This is a genomic window from Anoxybacillus suryakundensis (assembly GCF_001418025.1).
GTDB lineage: Bacteria > Bacillota > Bacilli > Bacillales > Anoxybacillaceae > Anoxybacillus > Anoxybacillus tengchongensis.
The window spans coordinates 39,065-56,296 of sequence record NZ_LIOK01000016.1 but is presented as its reverse complement, the minus strand read 5'-3'; the positions used below and the strand labels follow the sequence as shown (position 1 = coordinate 56,296).

19 protein-coding genes are annotated in these 17,232 nt (G+C 43.3%); 17 read left to right on the top strand and 2 right to left on the bottom strand.

Annotated elements, in window-relative coordinates; all coding sequences use genetic code 11:
• The coding region (locus ASC42_RS10805; RefSeq protein WP_072242741.1) for a transposase at nucleotides 1–220 on the bottom strand (220 nt) is incomplete at its 3' end.
• A 156-nt stretch (nucleotides 221–376) separates the two neighbouring features.
• On the opposite strand from ASC42_RS10805, the gene cccB reads away from it, so the two are divergent.
• The 5 genes from cccB (at nucleotide 377) to ASC42_RS10780 (ending at nucleotide 5,327) form a co-directional block, all read left to right on the top strand.
• The gene (cccB, locus tag ASC42_RS10800; protein WP_009362325.1) at nucleotides 377–703 is read left to right on the top strand and encodes a cytochrome c551; all 327 of its coding nucleotides are present in this window, start codon (nucleotides 377–379) and stop codon (nucleotides 701–703) included.
• A 161-nt stretch (nucleotides 704–864) separates the two neighbouring features.
• Nucleotides 865–1,551, top strand: coding sequence for a cell division ATP-binding protein FtsE (gene ftsE / locus ASC42_RS10795; protein ID WP_021093726.1), 687 nt, complete (start codon nucleotides 865–867; stop codon nucleotides 1,549–1,551).
• Nucleotides 1,541–2,434 carry a permease-like cell division protein FtsX gene (ftsX, locus tag ASC42_RS10790; RefSeq protein ID WP_055441758.1) on the top strand — a complete coding sequence of 298 codons (894 nt, stop codon included), beginning with the start codon at nucleotides 1,541–1,543 and terminating at the stop codon, nucleotides 2,432–2,434. Before ftsE ends, ftsX begins: the two co-directional genes overlap by 11 nt.
• Before the next feature lie 19 nt (nucleotides 2,435–2,453).
• Nucleotides 2,454–3,716, top strand: a complete 1,263-nt coding sequence (locus ASC42_RS10785; protein WP_055441757.1) for a murein hydrolase activator EnvC family protein — start codon at nucleotides 2,454–2,456, stop codon at nucleotides 3,714–3,716.
• Nucleotides 3,717–3,890: 174 nt separating this feature from the next.
• Entirely contained in the window at nucleotides 3,891–5,327 is a 1,437-nt protein-coding gene (locus tag ASC42_RS10780) for a S41 family peptidase (protein ID WP_032101199.1), read from the top strand.
• Between the two features lie 40 nt (nucleotides 5,328–5,367).
• Here the strand turns inward: ASC42_RS10780 and ASC42_RS10775 are convergent, their stop codons facing one another.
• Nucleotides 5,368–5,793, bottom strand: a complete 426-nt coding sequence (locus ASC42_RS10775; RefSeq protein WP_055441761.1) for a MerR family transcriptional regulator — start codon at nucleotides 5,791–5,793, stop codon at nucleotides 5,368–5,370.
• Nucleotides 5,794–5,971: 178 nt separating this feature from the next.
• On the opposite strand from ASC42_RS10775, the gene ASC42_RS10770 reads away from it, so the two are divergent.
• The 12 genes from ASC42_RS10770 (at nucleotide 5,972) to ASC42_RS10715 (ending at nucleotide 17,165) form a co-directional block, all read left to right on the top strand.
• On the top strand, nucleotides 5,972–7,138 hold the full coding sequence (locus ASC42_RS10770; protein WP_055441760.1) for a PDZ domain-containing protein: 1,167 nt from the start codon (nucleotides 5,972–5,974) through the stop codon (nucleotides 7,136–7,138).
• 2 nt (nucleotides 7,139–7,140) lie between these two features.
• Complete coding sequence (locus ASC42_RS10765; RefSeq protein WP_009362318.1) at nucleotides 7,141–7,365, top strand: CsbA family protein; 225 nt, start codon at nucleotides 7,141–7,143, stop codon at nucleotides 7,363–7,365.
• 108 nt (nucleotides 7,366–7,473) lie between these two features.
• Nucleotides 7,474–9,447, top strand: coding sequence for an excinuclease ABC subunit UvrB (gene uvrB / locus ASC42_RS10760; protein WP_055441756.1), 1,974 nt, complete (start codon nucleotides 7,474–7,476; stop codon nucleotides 9,445–9,447).
• A 3-nt stretch (nucleotides 9,448–9,450) separates the two neighbouring features.
• The gene (gene uvrA, locus ASC42_RS10755; RefSeq protein WP_055441755.1) at nucleotides 9,451–12,303 is read left to right on the top strand and encodes an excinuclease ABC subunit UvrA; all 2,853 of its coding nucleotides are present in this window, start codon (nucleotides 9,451–9,453) and stop codon (nucleotides 12,301–12,303) included.
• Nucleotides 12,304–12,383: 80 nt separating this feature from the next.
• Nucleotides 12,384–12,713, top strand: a complete 330-nt coding sequence (locus ASC42_RS10750; RefSeq protein ID WP_055441754.1) for a magnetosome magnetite crystal formation protein family — start codon at nucleotides 12,384–12,386, stop codon at nucleotides 12,711–12,713.
• On the top strand, nucleotides 12,710–12,907 hold the full coding sequence (locus ASC42_RS10745; protein WP_032101194.1) for a PspC domain-containing protein: 198 nt from the start codon (nucleotides 12,710–12,712) through the stop codon (nucleotides 12,905–12,907). The genes ASC42_RS10750 and ASC42_RS10745 overlap by 4 nt, the downstream gene beginning before the upstream one ends.
• Nucleotides 12,904–13,248 (top strand): phage holin family protein, encoded by a 345-nt coding sequence (locus ASC42_RS10740; protein WP_055441753.1) that lies wholly within the window; start codon nucleotides 12,904–12,906, stop codon nucleotides 13,246–13,248. Before ASC42_RS10745 ends, ASC42_RS10740 begins: the two co-directional genes overlap by 4 nt.
• Before the next feature lie 80 nt (nucleotides 13,249–13,328).
• On the top strand, nucleotides 13,329–14,264 hold the full coding sequence (gene hprK / locus ASC42_RS10735) for an HPr(Ser) kinase/phosphatase (RefSeq protein ID WP_021093714.1): 936 nt from the start codon (nucleotides 13,329–13,331) through the stop codon (nucleotides 14,262–14,264).
• 14 nt (nucleotides 14,265–14,278) lie between these two features.
• Entirely contained in the window at nucleotides 14,279–15,088 is an 810-nt protein-coding gene (gene lgt, locus ASC42_RS10730; protein ID WP_055441752.1) for a prolipoprotein diacylglyceryl transferase, read from the top strand.
• 19 nt (nucleotides 15,089–15,107) lie between these two features.
• On the top strand, nucleotides 15,108–16,043 hold the full coding sequence (locus ASC42_RS10725) for a nucleoside recognition domain-containing protein (protein WP_055441751.1): 936 nt from the start codon (nucleotides 15,108–15,110) through the stop codon (nucleotides 16,041–16,043).
• Nucleotides 16,033–16,680, top strand: a complete 648-nt coding sequence (gene ppaX / locus ASC42_RS10720; RefSeq protein ID WP_004892553.1) for a pyrophosphatase PpaX — start codon at nucleotides 16,033–16,035, stop codon at nucleotides 16,678–16,680. Before ASC42_RS10725 ends, ppaX begins: the two co-directional genes overlap by 11 nt.
• The gene (locus tag ASC42_RS10715) at nucleotides 16,677–17,165 is read left to right on the top strand and encodes an acyltransferase (protein WP_055441750.1); all 489 of its coding nucleotides are present in this window, start codon (nucleotides 16,677–16,679) and stop codon (nucleotides 17,163–17,165) included. Before ppaX ends, ASC42_RS10715 begins: the two co-directional genes overlap by 4 nt.
• Nucleotides 17,166–17,232: the final 67 nt, after the last annotated feature.

Here is a 17,232-nt window from a genome sequence, read left to right as displayed (position 1 = left end):
ATTCGACAAGAAGCTGACGATAATCCAAACGCGGAAGCGTTTCGATGACAGGCAGTTCATCGACTTGGAGTTTCTGATACGATTGATTCACCGGTTCTTCGTCATCCCAGTCTGTGAGGGACTTTCCAAAAAGTACACCTAGTAAATAAATAATGATTTGATATTGGATCTTGATTATTTGGAGCATTTTGATTAATAATTGAGGTAACAAGCTTGTCACTCCTTTGTTTTGATTGGGTGTGGGGTTACCTCAATCGTACCAAAAACAGCAGGGGTGGCAAGCTTTTTTTGTCGAAAACCGCATAAAATCAATAAAAACTTAGGGTATGTCTTTAAAACTTTTGACAATACCAAATGTTGACAAGGGGGATTTCGTATGAAGAAAAAGCTACTTAGCTTATTTGCTGGCACAGCAATCGTGTTAGCTGCCTGTGGCGGAGGGGATAGCGCGAGCGAAAAGCCGGCAAATGGTGGCGGGGACACAGCTTCAGCCGCAGAAGCCGTTTACAAAAAATCATGTGCAAGCTGTCACGGACAAAATTTAGAAGGTGGCGTTGGTCCTGCACTTGATAAAGTAGGCGGAAAATATTCACAAGACGAAATTAAAAATATTATCGCAAACGGTCGCGGCGGTATGCCAGGTGGTTTAATCCAAGGCGACGATGTTGATAAAGTAGCGGAATGGTTAGCAGCGAAAAAGTAAGAGGATGCCAATGGGAGCATCCTCTTTTCGTTTGTAACACTCTTGAAATATAACTGTAAATAAAATTCGCCCCCCCTTTTGTCGGAAATGATGATATAATGAACGAGGTAAGAATTTTGCAGGAATATGTAGAAAAACATCGAATACTTAGGTGGTTGCTTATGATTGAAATGCAAGATGTATATAAAACGTATCCAAACGGAGTGATCGCATTAAACGGGATTTCCGTTCGTATTAAGCAAGGAGAATTTGTATATGTCGTCGGTCCGAGCGGCGCTGGGAAATCGACGTTTATTAAAATGATGTATCGCGAAGAAAAACCGACAAGCGGAAAAATTATGATTAACGGCGTGAACTTAGCGAATATCAAAGATAGCAAAGTACCGTTGCTTCGCCGAAACATCGGAATTGTCTTTCAAGACTTCAAGCTTCTCCCAAAGTTAACGGTATATGAAAACGTGGCGTTTGCTTTGGAAGTCATTGAAGAATCGCCAAAAAACATTCGCAAGCGCGTCATGGAAGTGCTTGACTTAGTGCGGCTAAAACATAAAGCGCGCTTTTATCCAGATGAATTATCGGGCGGAGAACAGCAGCGCGTGTCGATTGCGCGTTCGATCGTCAACAATCCGTCGATTGTCATTGCGGACGAACCGACAGGAAATTTAGATCCGGATACATCGTGGGAAATCATGGACATTTTTGAGCGCATTAACGATCGCGGAACGACGATTGTGATGGCAACGCATAACCGTGAAATTGTGAATACGATTCGTAAGCGCGTTATTGCGATTGAACGTGGAAAAATTGCGCGTGATGAAGTGAAGGGGGAATATGGCTATGAAACTTAACACCCTTCGCCGTCATTTTCGTGAAAGCTTAAAAAGTCTCGGACGAAACGGTTGGATGACGTTTGCGTCCATTAGTGCTGTCACGGTGACGCTTTTGCTTGTCGGCGTATTTCTCGTCATTATGCTCAATATTCAACATATAACAAAACAAATTGAGCGCGACGTCGAAATTCGTGTGCACGTCGATTTAAGTGCGACAGAAGCAGATAAAGATGCGCTCAGAGCAAAGTTAGAAGCTCTTTCTGGCGTCGAAAAAGTAACGTATTCATCGAAAGACGAAGAATTGCAAAAGTTGATTGAAAGTTTCGGAGAAGACGGAAAGTCATTCCGCTTATTTGAACAAGATAACCCGTTAAGCGATGTATTTATCGTGAAAGCGAAAAATCCGCTTGATACAGAAAAAATCGCAAAGCAAATTGAACCGTTGCCATCTGTCGGCAAAGTGAAATACGGAAAAGGGCAAATTGAAAAACTATTTGCCGCAACGAAAACGATTCGCAATGTCGGATTAGCGCTTATTATCGGGTTGTTATTTACAGCGATGTTTCTCATCTCGAACACAATTAAAATTACGATTTTTGCCCGCCGTCGCGAAATTGAGATTATGAGATTAGTAGGCGCGACAAACGGGTTTATTCGCTGGCCGTTTTTCCTTGAAGGGCTATGGCTTGGCATTTTCGGTTCGGTCATTCCGATTGTTGTCGTTCTTTCCGCTTACTCGTACGTATTTGATTTATTGTATCCAAAGTTGAAAGATACATTTTTTCAACTTCTCCCATTTTATCCGTTTGCATGGCAGTTGGCAGCTGTGCTCGTCTTATTAGGAGCGTGCATCGGCATGTGGGGAAGCATGATGTCAGTGAGACGATTTTTAAAAGTATAGAAAGAGAGAGGGGTTTACGGTGCGAAACAGATGGGGAACGATCGTTGCAGCTGTAATGCTGTTTACAAGTGTCGCGGCGCCTGCATATGCGGTAACAAAGCGCGACATTCAACAAAAGAAGCAAGAAATTAAAAGCGTGCAACAAAAACAAACATCGCTTGAAAGTAAATTAGAGCAGTCGCAACAAGAAATTGAACGGTTAAAAGCAGAACAAAAGAAACTGGATGAGGAAATCAAAAAGCTCGATTTGGCGGTAGAAGAAACGAGCGCCAACATTCGGGCGAAACAACAAAGCATAGAGGAAACGAAGCAACAAATCGTTGCGCTGAAAAAAGAAATTGAAGAAGTCGTTGCCCGCATTGAACAACGTAATGAATTGTTGAAAGAGCGCGCGCGTTCATTGCAAGAAAGCGGCGGTGTCGTGAGCTATTTAGACGTCTTGCTTGGAGCGAAAAGTTTTAGTGACTTTATCGACCGCATGAGCGCAGTTGCGACTATTTTTGAAGCAGATCGTCAAATCATTAAAGAGCAAGAAGCAGATAAGGCGTTAAAAGAAGCGAAGGAACAACAATTAAACGATCAGTTAGTCAGCTTGCAAAAGCAGCTAACTGAGCTTCAACAATTAAAACAGACGTTAAACAAGCAAATCGCAGCAAAAGAAAAATTAATGGCGCAGTTAAAGGAAGAACAAAAGCATGAAGAAGAAAAACAACTCGCTTTAGAAGAAGAAAAAGAGTTGCTTGAAAAACAAGAAGCGGCGATGAAAAGCCAATTGCAAGAAATGATTCGCCGGCAAAAAGAGCAAGAAGAAGCACGAAAAAGAGCATTAGCGAGCCGCGGTTCGTCTGAAGGCGATGGAGGAAGTTTGCCTCCTGTAACAGACGGGGCGTTTATGCGTCCAGCAAACGGTCCAATTACATCGACATTTGGACCGCGTTGGGGCGAATTCCATTACGGCATTGATATTGGTAAACGTGGTTCTAGCGTTCCTGTCGTTGCGGCAGCTGACGGTTACGTCTATCGCTCATACTATTCATCAAGCTATGGAAACGTCATTTTTATTATGCATTACATTAATGGACAAGTATATACGACGGTATACGCCCACTTAGAATCGCGCCTCGTTGGTGAAGGACAAAACGTAAGCAAAGGACAAATGATTGGCTATATGGGGAATACTGGGCGTTCATTCGGTGCACACTTGCATTTTGAATTGCATCGCGGACCTTGGAATGCGTCGAAATCAAATGCGGTAGACCCAATGCAATACGTTCCGTTTTAAAGCACAGCTTATTTGCTGTGCTTTTGCGCATTAGTTGAGAAAATCAGACGTTCGGTGTAAAATAAATACATCTTTATAAGTTATGAACGGTACAAGCTATTCATATAATGAAAGCAAACAGGCATCGCACACGGTGTGATGCCTTTCATGTATCGAAGGGTGAGGAGGCACAATATGAACAAAAAAACAATCGCAGCACTAATGATTTTATCGATGTTGTTCGGCTCAGGCGTAACGTATGTTGGAATGCAGTCGCTTTCTTCCGAAACATCGACGATTACGATCGATATGCCAACGACAACGGAGAAGCCGTCGAATGAGGAATTTAAAAAAATTGAACAAGCATACAGCATGATTAAACAAAAATATGTTCAAGACGTAGATGACGCACAGCTTATTGATGGTGCGATTCAAGGAATGATTGCAACACTAAAAGACCCATATTCCGTTTATATGGATAAAGAAACGGCGGAGCGGTTTAACGAGTCGCTTGATTCCTCGTTTGAAGGCATCGGAGCGGAAGTCAGCATGGTTGACGGGAAAGTGACGATCGTTGCCCCATTTAAAGGGTCGCCTGCAGAAAAAGCTGGGCTTCGTCCAAACGATCAAATTATTAAAGTGAACGGCGAAAGTCTAGAAGGGCTTGATTTATATGAAGCGGTATTAAAAATTCGTGGAAAAAAAGGAACGGTCGCTCGTTTAGAAATCGTCCGTCCAGGAGTAAGTGGCGTACTAACGATTGAAGTCGTCCGCGATGAAATTCCAATTGAAACGGTATATGCGTCAATAAAAGAAGTAAACGGAAAACAAATTGGCTATATTGAAATTACATCATTTGCAGAAAAAACGGCTGAAGATTTTAAAAAGAAGTTATCTGAATTTGAGAAAAAAGGAATGGCTGGGCTCATCATCGACGTGCGTGGCAATCCGGGCGGCTACTTACAAAGTGTTGAAGACATTTTGAAAGAGCTTGTGCCAAAAGATAAACCGTATGTACAAATTGAAGAACGTGATGGGGACAAACAGCGCTTTTTCTCGAATGCAACGAAGAAAAAAGATTATCCGATTGTCGTGCTTATTGACAACGGAAGTGCTTCAGCATCAGAAATTTTAGCGGCAGCGTTAAAAGAAGCAGGCGGCTATATGCTCATCGGTGAAAAAACGTTTGGAAAAGGAACGGTTCAACAAGCGTTGCCGATGGATGACGGCAGCCATATTAAATTAACGTTATATAAATGGCTGACTCCAAATGGGAACTGGATTCATAAAAAAGGAATTGAGCCAGATGTAAAAGTAAAACAGCCGGACTTTTTCTATGCTCATCCGCTTCAAATCGATCAGCCTTTAGTATATGACATGAATAATGAACAAATTAAGAGTGCACAACAAATGTTAAAAGGTCTCGGCTTTGATCCGGGGCGTGAAGACGGATATTTTAGCAAACAAACCGAACAAGCTGTCCAATCGTTCCAAAAAGCAAACGGCTTACAAGCGACAGGAAAAATTGATAAACAAACGGCGGACGTATTGCAAACAAAAGTGATGGAAGCAGTTCGTGACGAACGATATGACGAGCAATTGAAAAAAGCATTACAGCTTATTGCGAAATAAAAAATCCCCCCTGTCCATTTTGAAGACAGGGGGGATACTTTTATAAGAAGAAGCTAATAATGCCACGTCGTTTTTGTTTTGGTTGCTCATGAATAAGTTTCGTTTGTTGTTGATGTTCGAGGTGAGCAATTCGTTGCTCGAGCTGTTGAATATATTGAAGCATTTCCTCTATTTCGCGGCGATGTTGTAGCAATTGAAAAGAGACAACGTCATCTGCTTTTTGATCAATTTTTCGTTCCAGTTCGTTTAATCGTTGTTCAACTTCTTCCCATTCTGCATGTTCTTTTTCTTCTTCATCGATGCCGAGAAATTTATATTTTTCTAATTGCTCGATCGCTTCGTTTGTAAATACGTAATGCCCTGCTTCATTTTTTGTGCATGGAATGTTGTATTTTTTCACCCAGCGTTGCACCGTCTTTGTCGATACACCAAGTCGTTTCGCGACCGCGCTCGTTTTTAACTCCATCGTTCCACGCTCCTTCCGAATGATATGTTGAAAAAAGTTAGACATTTTTTATGAAACTCCTTGCATGTTGACAAAACTAGTGCTTATTCGGCAAAGAAAGTGAATTTTCGTCAACCATAAACGCTTGAATTTTGTTACAATGAGAAATAGACGATCCGAAAAAATGGAGTTGATGGAAATGGAAGCATGGGGATTTGCGTGGTTGAAAGCGCTCGGAACGTTTTGGTTACAACCGTTATTATATTATGCGATCATATTTGCGTGGTTTATTGGCTGGCTGCGCGTGCAACGAGAACGGCGAGATTTTCATACGCGCGTGTACCGATCATCGCGTGAGTGGCGTGCACTTATTCGCTCGCGCAGCTGGTTTGCGCTCATTTTTTCGCTTGTGACGGTTGGGATTGGGGTCGTTCTTCCGAATGATACGCTTGTCTTTTGGACAATCGTCACGATCGTATGCAGTTTGTTTATGCAGCTTCGGTTATTATCGGCTGCGTATGTCGGGAGTATCGTCATATTTACCGTTAGTTTTTTTGCGCAAACAGAGTGGGCGCAGCCGTTTTTTACGCGTTTTTTCCCGCATATGACAGAAACGAATGTGACAGCTGTCGCGTTTCTCATCGGGTTGCTTTTGTTTATCGAAATGTGGCTCGTTGATCGGGAAGGAGCAGAGCTAAGTTCTCCTCGTCTTGTGAAGAGTAAGCGAGGGCTTGTGATCGGGGAGCAGTTCGTTCAGCGGCTCTGGCTTGTTCCGTTGTTCATCCCTGTGCCGGGGGATGGCGTGCAATCGTTTGCGGCGTGGTGGCCAATCATTTCTAGTGGCGATACGTATTCGTTCGTGCTCGTTCCGTTTTTGCTTGGTTTTTCACAACGTGTGCAAACGGGGCTACCTGTGCATTTAGCGAAATGGACGGCCAAGCGCATCGGTTTGTTAGCGTGTGTCGTCAGTTTATTGGCGATTGCTAGCTATTGGATAAAGCCGCTCGCGATCGTCGCTGCTGTAGTGGCTATTTTATGGAGAGAATGGATTGCTTTATCAGCGAAGTTATATGAACAAAAATGTCCGCCATATTTTACGAAGCGAGCGATGGGGCTTGTCATTTTAGGGGTGTTGCCGAACACGCCAGCGGATAAAATGGCACTTTCCGTTGGAGAAGTCATCGTGAAGGTGAATGGCGCACCAGTGGCGACGGAAGATGAATTTTACGCGGCGTTGCAACAAAATCGAGCGTTTTGTAAGCTAGAAGTACTAAACGAGAACGGGGAAGTTCGTTTTGCGCAAACCGCTTTATTTGAAGGGGAGCATCACGAACTCGGACTGTTATTCGTAAGAGATGAGGGGTAAACATGTGGTTTGTGTTAGCATTAATTGTGCCGGCGTTGTTAGTCATTTTTTTTACGCGGGTTACGTATAACCATTATGTCGGGACATTGCTGACTGTCGCTTTGTTAGTGGCGTCATACGTGAAAGGATATACGGATCAGTTGTATGAAATTGTTGCAGATTTGGCGTCGCTCATTGTCGGATTTTTATATGCAAAACAAATGGTCGAGAAACAAAAACGGTCGTAAACCTGTCCAAATGGGCAGGTTTTTTCATAGAATATTTGTTCGTATTTTTCGCTTTTCGTTCCGTTTATATGGTACAATACGAAGTAGAAATGAAGTGGAGGGACGAATGTGAGCGCATTTCAATTAGTATCCGCTTATGAGCCGCGCGGCGATCAGCCGAAAGCGATTGCGAAGCTTGTCAAAGGGATTCAGCAAGGGAAAAAGCATCAAACGTTGCTTGGAGCAACAGGAACAGGAAAAACGTTTACGATTTCAAACGTCATTCAACAAGTAAATAAACCGACGTTAGTCATCGCTCATAATAAAACGTTAGCGGGTCAGTTGTATAGCGAGTTTAAACAATTTTTCCCGAACAACGCTGTTGAATATTTTGTTAGCTATTACGATTATTATCAGCCGGAAGCGTACGTGCCGCAAACGGATACGTACATTGAAAAAGATGCGAGCATTAACGATGAAATTGATAAATTGCGCCATTCCGCGACGTCTGCGTTATTTGAACGACGTGACGTTATTATTATTGCTAGCGTGTCGTGTATTTACGGTTTAGGTTCGCCGGAAGAATATCGCGAACTTGTCGTTTCGCTTCGCATCGGTATGGAAATCGAGCGCGATCATTTGTTGCGCCGACTTGTCGACATTCAATATGAACGAAATGATATTGACTTCCGCCGCGGAACGTTTCGGGTACGCGGAGATGTCGTCGAAATTTTCCCTGCCTCACGAGACGAGCATTGTATTCGCATTGAGTTTTTTGGTGATGAAATTGAGCGCATTCGCGAAGTGGATGCACTCACAGGACATGTGATGGCAGAGCGAGAACATGTGGCAATTTTCCCAGCATCGCACTTCGTCACGCGCGAAGAAAAAATGAAGCTAGCCATTGAAAATATTGAAAAGGAATTAGAAGATCGGCTTCGCGAGCTGCGTGAACAAGGAAAATTGCTTGAAGCGCAACGACTAGAGCAACGGACGCGCTATGATATTGAGATGATGAAGGAAATGGGCTTTTGTTCAGGTATTGAAAATTATTCACGTCATTTAACATTGCGTCCATCAGGCTCAACGCCTTATACATTACTAGATTATTTTCCTGACGACTTTTTAATTGTCATTGACGAATCACATGTGACGTTGCCGCAAATTCGCGGCATGTATAACGGCGACAAAGCGAGAAAAGAAGTGCTTGTTGAACATGGTTTCCGTTTGCCGTCAGCGCTTGATAACCGTCCGCTCATGTTTGAAGAATTTGAACAAAAAGTAAATCAAGTCATTTACGTATCTGCGACACCGGGTCCGTATGAGCTAGAACATTGTCCGGAAGTCGTTGAACAAATTATTCGTCCGACAGGATTGTTGGATCCGACGATTGATGTGCGACCAATTGCCGGACAAATTGACGATTTAGTTGATGAAATTCAAAAGCGCATTGCTCGCAAAGAACGCACCCTTGTGACGACGTTGACGAAAAAAATGGCGGAAGATTTAACCGATTATTTAAAAGATATCGGTATTCAAGTGGCATATTTGCATTCGGAAATTAAGACGCTAGAACGCATTGAAATTATTCGCGATTTACGATTAGGCAAATACGATGTGCTCGTCGGCATTAACTTATTGCGGGAGGGGCTCGATATTCCAGAAGTGTCGCTTGTAGCCATTTTAGATGCTGATAAAGAGGGGTTTTTACGTTCTGAACGTTCACTCATCCAAACGATTGGACGAGCAGCGCGCAACGCGAACGGTCACGTCATTATGTATGCCGATACGATCACGAAATCAATGGAAATGGCGATCAATGAAACGAAGCGGCGACGCGCGATTCAAGAAGCGTATAACAATGAGCACGGCATCGTGCCAAAAACGATTCAAAAAGACATTCCAGATGTCATTCGTGCCACATTTGCCGCGGAAGAAAAAGAAACGTATGAAACGAAAGATGTCCGTCATTTATCAAAAGAAGAGCGCCTTGCGCTTATTGCCAAACTCGAACAAGAAATGAAAGAAGCAGCCAAAGCTCTTCATTTTGAACGTGCTGCCGAACTGCGCGATCTCATTTTAGAATTGAAAGCTGAGGTGTAATCGATGGATCATATTGTCGTCAAAGGTGCACGAGCGCACAATTTAAAAAATATTGACGTCGTTATTCCGCGCAACAAACTCGTTGTGCTTACCGGATTGTCTGGTTCAGGAAAATCATCGCTTGCATTTGACACGATTTATGCAGAAGGACAACGGCGGTATGTCGAATCGCTGTCGGCATACGCCCGTCAATTTTTAGGGCAAATGGATAAGCCTGATGTCGATTCGATTGAAGGGTTGTCGCCTGCCATTTCGATTGACCAAAAAACGACGAGCCGCAACCCGCGATCAACAGTCGGAACAGTGACGGAAATTTACGATTATTTGCGTTTACTGTTTGCACGCATTGGTCGACCTGTTTGCCCGACACATGGTATTGAAATTACATCGCAAACGATTGAACAAATGGTTGACCACTTAATGCAATATCCAGAACGGACGAAAATGCAAATTTTAGCTCCTATCGTCTCCGGACGAAAAGGAACGCACGTAAAAACGTTAGAGGAGATCAAAAAACAAGGGTACGTGCGTGTGCGAGTTGACGGGGAATTGCGCGATGTATCGGAAGACATCGTGCTTGAAAAAAATAAAAAACATTCCATTGAAGTCGTCATTGATCGCATCATTATGAAAGAAGGCATTCAATCGCGTCTTGCTGATTCGCTTGAAACAGCGTTAAAGTTAGCTGATGGCAAAGTGGTCGTCGATATCATCGGACAAGAAGAGCTGTTGTTTAGTGAACACCACGCTTGCCCACATTGTGGTTTTTCGATCGGTGAATTAGAGCCGCGTTTATTTTCATTTAACAGCCCGTACGGTGCGTGCCCGTCGTGCGATGGATTAGGTGCAAAGCTGGAAGTCGATCTTGATTTAGTCATTCCAAATAAAGAGCTGACGCTTCGTGAACATGCGCTTGCGCCATGGGAGCCACAAAGCTCGCAATATTATCCGCAATTGCTAGAAACGGTATGCCGTCATTACGGTATTGATATGGATATACCTGTCAAACAATTGTCGAAACAGCAGCTCGATCTTTTATTGTACGGATCAAACGGAGAAAAAATATATTTCCGCTATGAAAACGATTTTGGTCACGTGCGCGAAACGTATGTGGAATTTGAAGGTGTCGTACGCAATGTCGAACGTCGTTATCGTGAAACGACGTCCGATTACGTACGTGAACAAATGGAAAAATATATGACTGAACAGCCATGTCCAACGTGTCATGGCAATCGATTGAAAAAAGAAAGTTTAGCTATTTTCGTTGGCGGCAAACATATTGGCGAAGTGACGGCGATGTCGGTCAACGAGGCGCTTACGTTTTTTGAAACGCTTCAGCTAACGGAAAAAGAACAAAAAATCGCTCATCTCATTTTACGTGAAATTGTCGAGCGACTCGGCTTTTTAAAAAACGTTGGGCTCGATTATTTAACGTTAAATCGCGCGGCAGGAACGCTTTCAGGTGGAGAGGCGCAACGCATTCGCTTAGCAACGCAAATCGGATCGCGCTTAACGGGTGTATTATACGTGTTAGACGAACCGTCTATTGGACTTCATCAGCGTGATAACGATCGGTTAATTGCGACGTTGCAAAACATGCGCGACTTAGGCAATACGCTTATTGTTGTTGAGCACGATGAAGATACGATGCTTGCGGCAGATTATTTAATTGACATCGGACCGGGAGCAGGGGCGCACGGCGGACAAGTAGTATCCGCAGGAACACCTGAACAAGTGATGAACGATCCACATTCGTTAACCGGTCAATATTTATCGGGGAAAAAATTTATTCCGCTTCCTGTTGAACGAAGAACGCCAGACGGCCGTTGGCTTGAAGTCATTGGGGCGCGCGAAAACAACTTAAAAAACGTCGATGTAAGCATTCCGCTCGGATTGTTTGTTGCAGTAACAGGTGTATCCGGTTCAGGAAAAAGTACGCTTATTAATGAAATTTTGCATAAATCGTTAGCACAAAAGCTACACAACGCAAAAGTAAAACCGGGAGAGCATACGGACATTCGTGGTATTCATTATTTAGATAAAGTCATTGACATCGACCAGTCGCCAATCGGTCGAACCCCGCGCTCGAATCCTGCGACATATACGGGCGTCTTTGACGATATTCGCGATTTATTTGCGACGACGAACGAAGCGAAAATGCGCGGATATCAAAAAGGACGGTTTAGTTTTAACGTCAAAGGCGGTCGTTGTGAAGCATGTCGCGGCGACGGCATTATTAAGATCGAAATGCACTTTTTGCCTGACGTATACGTCCCTTGTGAAGTGTGTCACGGTAAACGGTATAATCGCGAAACGTTGGAAGTGAAATATAAAGATAAAAATATCGCTGAAGTGCTCGATATGACAGTGGAAGAAGCGCTCACGTTTTTTGAAAACATTCCAAAAATTAAGCGGAAATTGCAAACGTTATACGATGTCGGGCTCGGTTATATGCAGCTCGGACAGCCAGCTACGACGCTTTCAGGCGGAGAGGCGCAACGGGTGAAGTTAGCATCTGAATTGCATCGTCGCTCAACAGGAAGAACGTTATACATTTTAGACGAACCGACAACGGGCTTGCATGTGGATGATATTTCCCGTTTGTTACATGTTCTACAACGGCTTGTGGAACAAGGAGATACGGTGCTTGTCATTGAGCACAATTTAGATGTCATTAAAACGGCAGACTATATTATTGATCTTGGACCAGAAGGCGGCGATGGGGGCGGACAAATCGTTGCGACAGGTACGCCGGAGGAAGTCGCTCAAATCGAGCAGTCATATACAGGACGATATTTACAACCGATTTTAGCGCGCGATCGCGAACGCATGCGTCAGCGTATACCGAGCGTCTAGCACGCTCGGTTTTTTTTTGTACGAAACTTTTCTTTCAAACAATCGTATGTATTAAGTAAAGGAAAAAGGAGTTGATTTCGATGGAAGGAAATAAGTTGCTTGCGGCGTTATGTTATTTCAGCGTATTTTTTGCCCCGTTTTTATTTCCAATCATCGTTTATTTTGTCACGAAACATGAACGAGTAAAGGAGCATGCGAAAAAATCATTTTTGTCCCATCTTATTCCTCTTGCCATTGTGGTTGCTACGGGTGGGTTATTTATGATTTTCGCCATCGCAGGTGTGGACGGGTGGATTGGTCTTCCATTCATCGGACTGGTTATCGGGGGCATCGTGCATGTCGTTGTTATTGTTTGGAATATTATTAAAGGGATTCAAGTGTTACAACAGCCGGGAGGGATGTATGAATGAAAAAGCTTGTAAGGCTTCGCCATCATCGCATGCTTGCGGGCGTGTTAAGTGGATTAGCAGCTTATATGAATATGGACGCCACAGTAGTACGTTTATTATTTGTCGCGTTATTATTCATTACTGGCATTATGCCGTTTGCCATTTTATACGTGCTTGCGGTATTCATTATTCCAAGTGAGGAGAACGTCATATGAGATGGCTTGCACATATCGCCATCAACGCCGTTTTATTATTGGCGCTTGCTGGGTATTTTGATTCGATTTATTTATCAAGTGTTTGGGCAGCGCTCGTTGCAAGTATTCTTTTGTCTTTTCTCAATACGTTCGTTCGACCGCTACTTATTCTACTGACACTTCCTGTCACTGTATTGACGTTTGGGCTGTTTTTGTTCGTCATTAATGCAATCACACTCGCAATGACGGCATGGGTTATGGGAAGCTCGTTTCAAATCGGCGGTTTTACTACCGCTTTATTTGCATCGCTTGCGATTTCGCTCTTTCACTTAATCATTGAGTCGGTCAAAAAAGAAAAGTAAAACGTTCCGCTTTTGTGCGTGAACGTTTTTATTTTGACATGAAAGTGTTACAATGAGAAAAGGAAGAAGGAGGGATTGATGTGCCAAAAGTACGGACAAAAGATTTAATTGACGAGTTTCAATTTGAGCTTGTAAGCGGGGCAGAGGGGATTCATCGCCCGATTACAACGAGCGACTTATCCCGTCCCGGCATTGAAATGGCCGGTTATTTTGCATATTATCCAGCTGAGCGCGTACAATTGCTCGGTATGACAGAGCTGTCTTTTTTTGAACGATTAACGCCTGTAGAAAAACGATTACGCATGGAAAAGTTATGTACGGATATTACACCTGCGATTATCGTCTCACGCGGATTAGAAGTGCCAAAAGAACTTATTGAAGCATCGGAAAAAAAAGAAGTACCTGTCATGCGTTCAACGATGAAAACGACGAGGCTGGCTAGCCGTTTAACGAACTATTTAGAAAGTAAACTCGCGCCGACGACGGCTGTACACGGTGTGCTCGTTGATGTGTACGGTGTTGGTGTGCTTATTACAGGAAAAAGTGGTGTTGGAAAAAGCGAAACAGCGCTTGAACTTGTGAAGCGCGGACATCGTCTTGTTGCAGATGATTGTGTCGAAATTCGCCAGGAGGATGAAAATTTGCTTATTGGTAGCGCACCGGAGCTCATTGAACATTTGCTTGAAATTCGTGGACTCGGCATTATTAACGTCATGACGCTATTCGGTGCAGGAGCGGTGCGTCCGCATAAACGCATTTCGCTTATCATCGATTTAGAATTATGGGATCCAAATAAACAATACGATCGTCTCGGGCTTGAAGAGGAAAAAGTAAAAATTATTGATACCGAAGTGACAAAGCTGACGATTCCTGTTCGTCCAGGACGAAATTTAGCCGTCATCATTGAAGTGGCAGCGATGAATTTCCGTTTGAAGCGCATGGGTGTGAATGCAGCGGAAGAATTTTCTGCCCGATTGGCAGATGCGATTGGCGATGCAGAGCACGATTATGAATGAGAGGATGGGTATTCATGTTGTTACATATTGAACCGCTTGATCGCGTCTTTTTTCAACTCGGACCAATTACAATTTATTGGTACGGTGTTATTATTGCGACAGGCGTATTGCTCGGACTTTGGCTAGCCACAAGAGAAAGCGAGCGTTTAGGGATAAGAAAAGAAACGTTTGTCGATCTTGTATTAATTGCTGTGCCCATTGCGATTGTATGCGCACGCGCGTATTACGTCATTTTTCAATGGGACTACTATTCACAGCACATAAGCGAAATTCCACAAATTTGGCATGGTGGATTGGCGATTCACGGCGGTTTAATTGGTGCCATTGTGACAGGTGTCATTTTTGCGAAAAAACGGCGATTGTCGTTTTGGAAACTCGCAGATATTGCAGCACCAAGCATTATCTTAGGTCAGGCGATTGGACGTTGGGGCAATTTTATGAATCAAGAAGCGCACGGAGGACCTGTATCACGAACATTTTTAGAAAGTTTGCATTTGCCGGATTGGATCATTAATCAAATGTACATACAAGGACAATATTATCACCCGACGTTTTTATATGAATCGTTATGGAATATGCTGGGCTTTCTCGTTTTACTTGCGCTCCGGAGACGAAATTTACGACGAGGAGAATTATTTTTCACGTACATCATTTGGTATTCGATCGGGCGCTTTTTTATTGAAGGATTGCGGACAGACAGTTTAATGTTAACCGAGACGATTCGTATGGCTCAGTTCATTTCGCTTTTGCTTATTGTGTTTGCGGTCATGATGATCGTTGTGCGTCGCATGCGCGGTTTAGCGAATGAGCGGTACAACGATTAAATGAAAGGGGAGGGGCAGCGTGCTTCAAAGGGGTTTGTTTGTTGGATTGAAAACGACATGGACGCTCGGAAAAGTTATTTTTCCGATTACGGTCATTGTGACACTTTTACAATACTCCCCCGTTTTGCCGTGGGTGACAAATGTTTTAACGCCGATGATGCGGTGGATCGGTTTACCGGGAGATGCCGCGCTCGTTTTAGTGCTTGGCAATTTTTTAAATTTATATGCCGGCATTGGTGCGATGTTGACGATGGACTTGACGGTGAAAGAAGTGTTTATTTTAGCGGTGATGTTGTCGTTTTCACACAATATGCTTGTTGAATCTGCGGTTGCTGCACAAGTAGGTGTTCGTGTTTGGTGGACGGTTGCCGTCCGCGTCGGTTTAGCGTTCGTTTCCGCATGGCTCATTCACGTCTTATGGGACGGCGGACAACAAATGGCGAAATATGGACTTGTACCGCAAGCTTCAACAACGCCGAATACATGGGGAGAAATCGTTTGGATAGGAGTGGAAAGAGCGTTATACGGCATTGGACAGCTTGCGCTTATCATTATTCCGCTTATGATTGCGATTCAAGTGTTAAAAGAATTAAAGTGGCTCGACACGTTTTCAAAGTGGCTATCGCCATTTGCACGGTTGCTTGGCATTCGTGAAAACGCCTCGCTTACGATGGCGGCTGGTTTATTGTTCGGACTCGCTTACGGTGCAGGCGTCATGATTCAGGCGGTGAAAGAAGACGGGGTGTCTAAAAAAGATTTAACGTTGACGTTTTTATTTTTAGTTGCATGTCATGCGGTAGTGGAAGATACGTTATTGTTCGTGCCACTCGGAATTCCGGTATGGCCGTTGCTTGTCATACGGCTTGTCACCGCTGTTTTATTGACTGTTGCATTAAGCTTTATTTGGAATCGAATGGAACATCGAAAAAGAAAGGAAGCAACGTATGAATATTAATACGATTTTATTTGACTTAGACGGTACGCTTATTAATACGAACGATTTAATTATTGAATCGTTTTTGCATACGCTCAATCATTACTACCCAAATCAATATACGCGCGAAGATGTGCTCGCCTTTATTGGCCCGCCGTTACGAGATACGTTTGAAGCGATCGATCCAAATCGGGTCGATGAAATGATTGAAACGTATCGAGCATTTAACCATGCTCATCATGATGCATTAGTGAAAGAATATGAAACGGTGTATGATACCGTACAAACGCTACATGAAAAAGGCTTTAAACTCGGTATTGTGACAACGAAAATTCGTCATACAGTAAACATGGGATTGAAGTTAACAAAGTTAGACTCGTTTTTCCAATGCATCATTACGCTCGATGATGTCGAACATGCGAAACCGCATCCTGAGCCAATTGAAAAAGCACTCGCGTGTTTACAGGCAAAGCCGGAAGAAACATTAATGGTTGGCGATAACCATCATGACATTTTAGCTGGGAAACACGCAGGGACAAAAACAGCAGGAGTCGCTTGGACGATTAAAGGACGAGAACATTTAGCGAAATACGAACCTGATTTTATGCTTGAAAAAATGAGCGATTTGTTAAGTATTTTAGGGGTGACGCCGCATTGAGAAAAACTGAACGTCATGTTGTCGAAGGAACGAACTCCTTATGGCAACTATATCGAACCGTTTCGTTTTGGAAAGTATTAAAAAATGTCATTGTCATTTTGATCGGGCGCTATACCCCATTTTTCCCATTAAAAAACTGGTTATATCGCACATTTTTGCGCATGGACATTGGCGAACATACGGCGTTAGCGTTTATGGTCATGCCAGATATTTTGTTTCCAGAGAAAATTCATATCGGTCATAACACAATTATTGGCTACAATACGACGATTTTAGCACATGAATATTTAGTAAATGAGTATCGGCTCGGAGACGTCATTATTGGCAACGATGTCATGATTGGAGCTAACACAACCATTTTGCCGGGTGTCACGATCGGGGATCGTGCTGTTGTTTCCGCAGGTACGCTCGTGCATCGCGATGTACCAGCTGGTGCATTTGTTGGCGGCAACCCGATGCAAATCATTCGTCTTAGCGAACGCTAAGGCGTTTTTTTATGAATAAAAAAGGAATTAAGTCGAAAAAAATCGAATGAGTTTGTAGTTGACGAAA

What these genes read in the sequence shown, in the direction of transcription:
- cccB (WP_009362325.1), top strand. Translation starts at nt 377, where the DNA reads ATGAAGAAAAAGCTACTTAGCTTATTTGCTGGCACAGCAATCGTGTTA.
- ftsE (WP_021093726.1), top strand. Translation starts at nt 865, where the DNA reads ATGATTGAAATGCAAGATGTATATAAAACGTATCCAAACGGAGTGATC.
- ftsX (WP_055441758.1), top strand. Translation starts at nt 1,541, where the DNA reads ATGAAACTTAACACCCTTCGCCGTCATTTTCGTGAAAGCTTAAAAAGT.
- ASC42_RS10780 (WP_032101199.1), top strand. Translation starts at nt 3,891, where the DNA reads ATGAACAAAAAAACAATCGCAGCACTAATGATTTTATCGATGTTGTTC.
- ASC42_RS10775 (WP_055441761.1), bottom strand. Translation starts at nt 5,793, where the DNA reads ATGGAGTTAAAAACGAGCGCGGTCGCGAAACGACTTGGTGTATCGACA.
- ASC42_RS10770 (WP_055441760.1), top strand. Translation starts at nt 5,972, where the DNA reads ATGGAAGCATGGGGATTTGCGTGGTTGAAAGCGCTCGGAACGTTTTGG.
- ASC42_RS10765 (WP_009362318.1), top strand. Translation starts at nt 7,141, where the DNA reads ATGTGGTTTGTGTTAGCATTAATTGTGCCGGCGTTGTTAGTCATTTTT.
- uvrA (WP_055441755.1), top strand. Translation starts at nt 9,451, where the DNA reads ATGGATCATATTGTCGTCAAAGGTGCACGAGCGCACAATTTAAAAAAT.
- ASC42_RS10750 (WP_055441754.1), top strand. Translation starts at nt 12,384, where the DNA reads ATGGAAGGAAATAAGTTGCTTGCGGCGTTATGTTATTTCAGCGTATTT.
- ASC42_RS10745 (WP_032101194.1), top strand. Translation starts at nt 12,710, where the DNA reads ATGAAAAAGCTTGTAAGGCTTCGCCATCATCGCATGCTTGCGGGCGTG.
- ASC42_RS10740 (WP_055441753.1), top strand. Translation starts at nt 12,904, where the DNA reads ATGAGATGGCTTGCACATATCGCCATCAACGCCGTTTTATTATTGGCG.
- lgt (WP_055441752.1), top strand. Translation starts at nt 14,279, where the DNA reads ATGTTGTTACATATTGAACCGCTTGATCGCGTCTTTTTTCAACTCGGA.
- ppaX (WP_004892553.1), top strand. Translation starts at nt 16,033, where the DNA reads ATGAATATTAATACGATTTTATTTGACTTAGACGGTACGCTTATTAAT.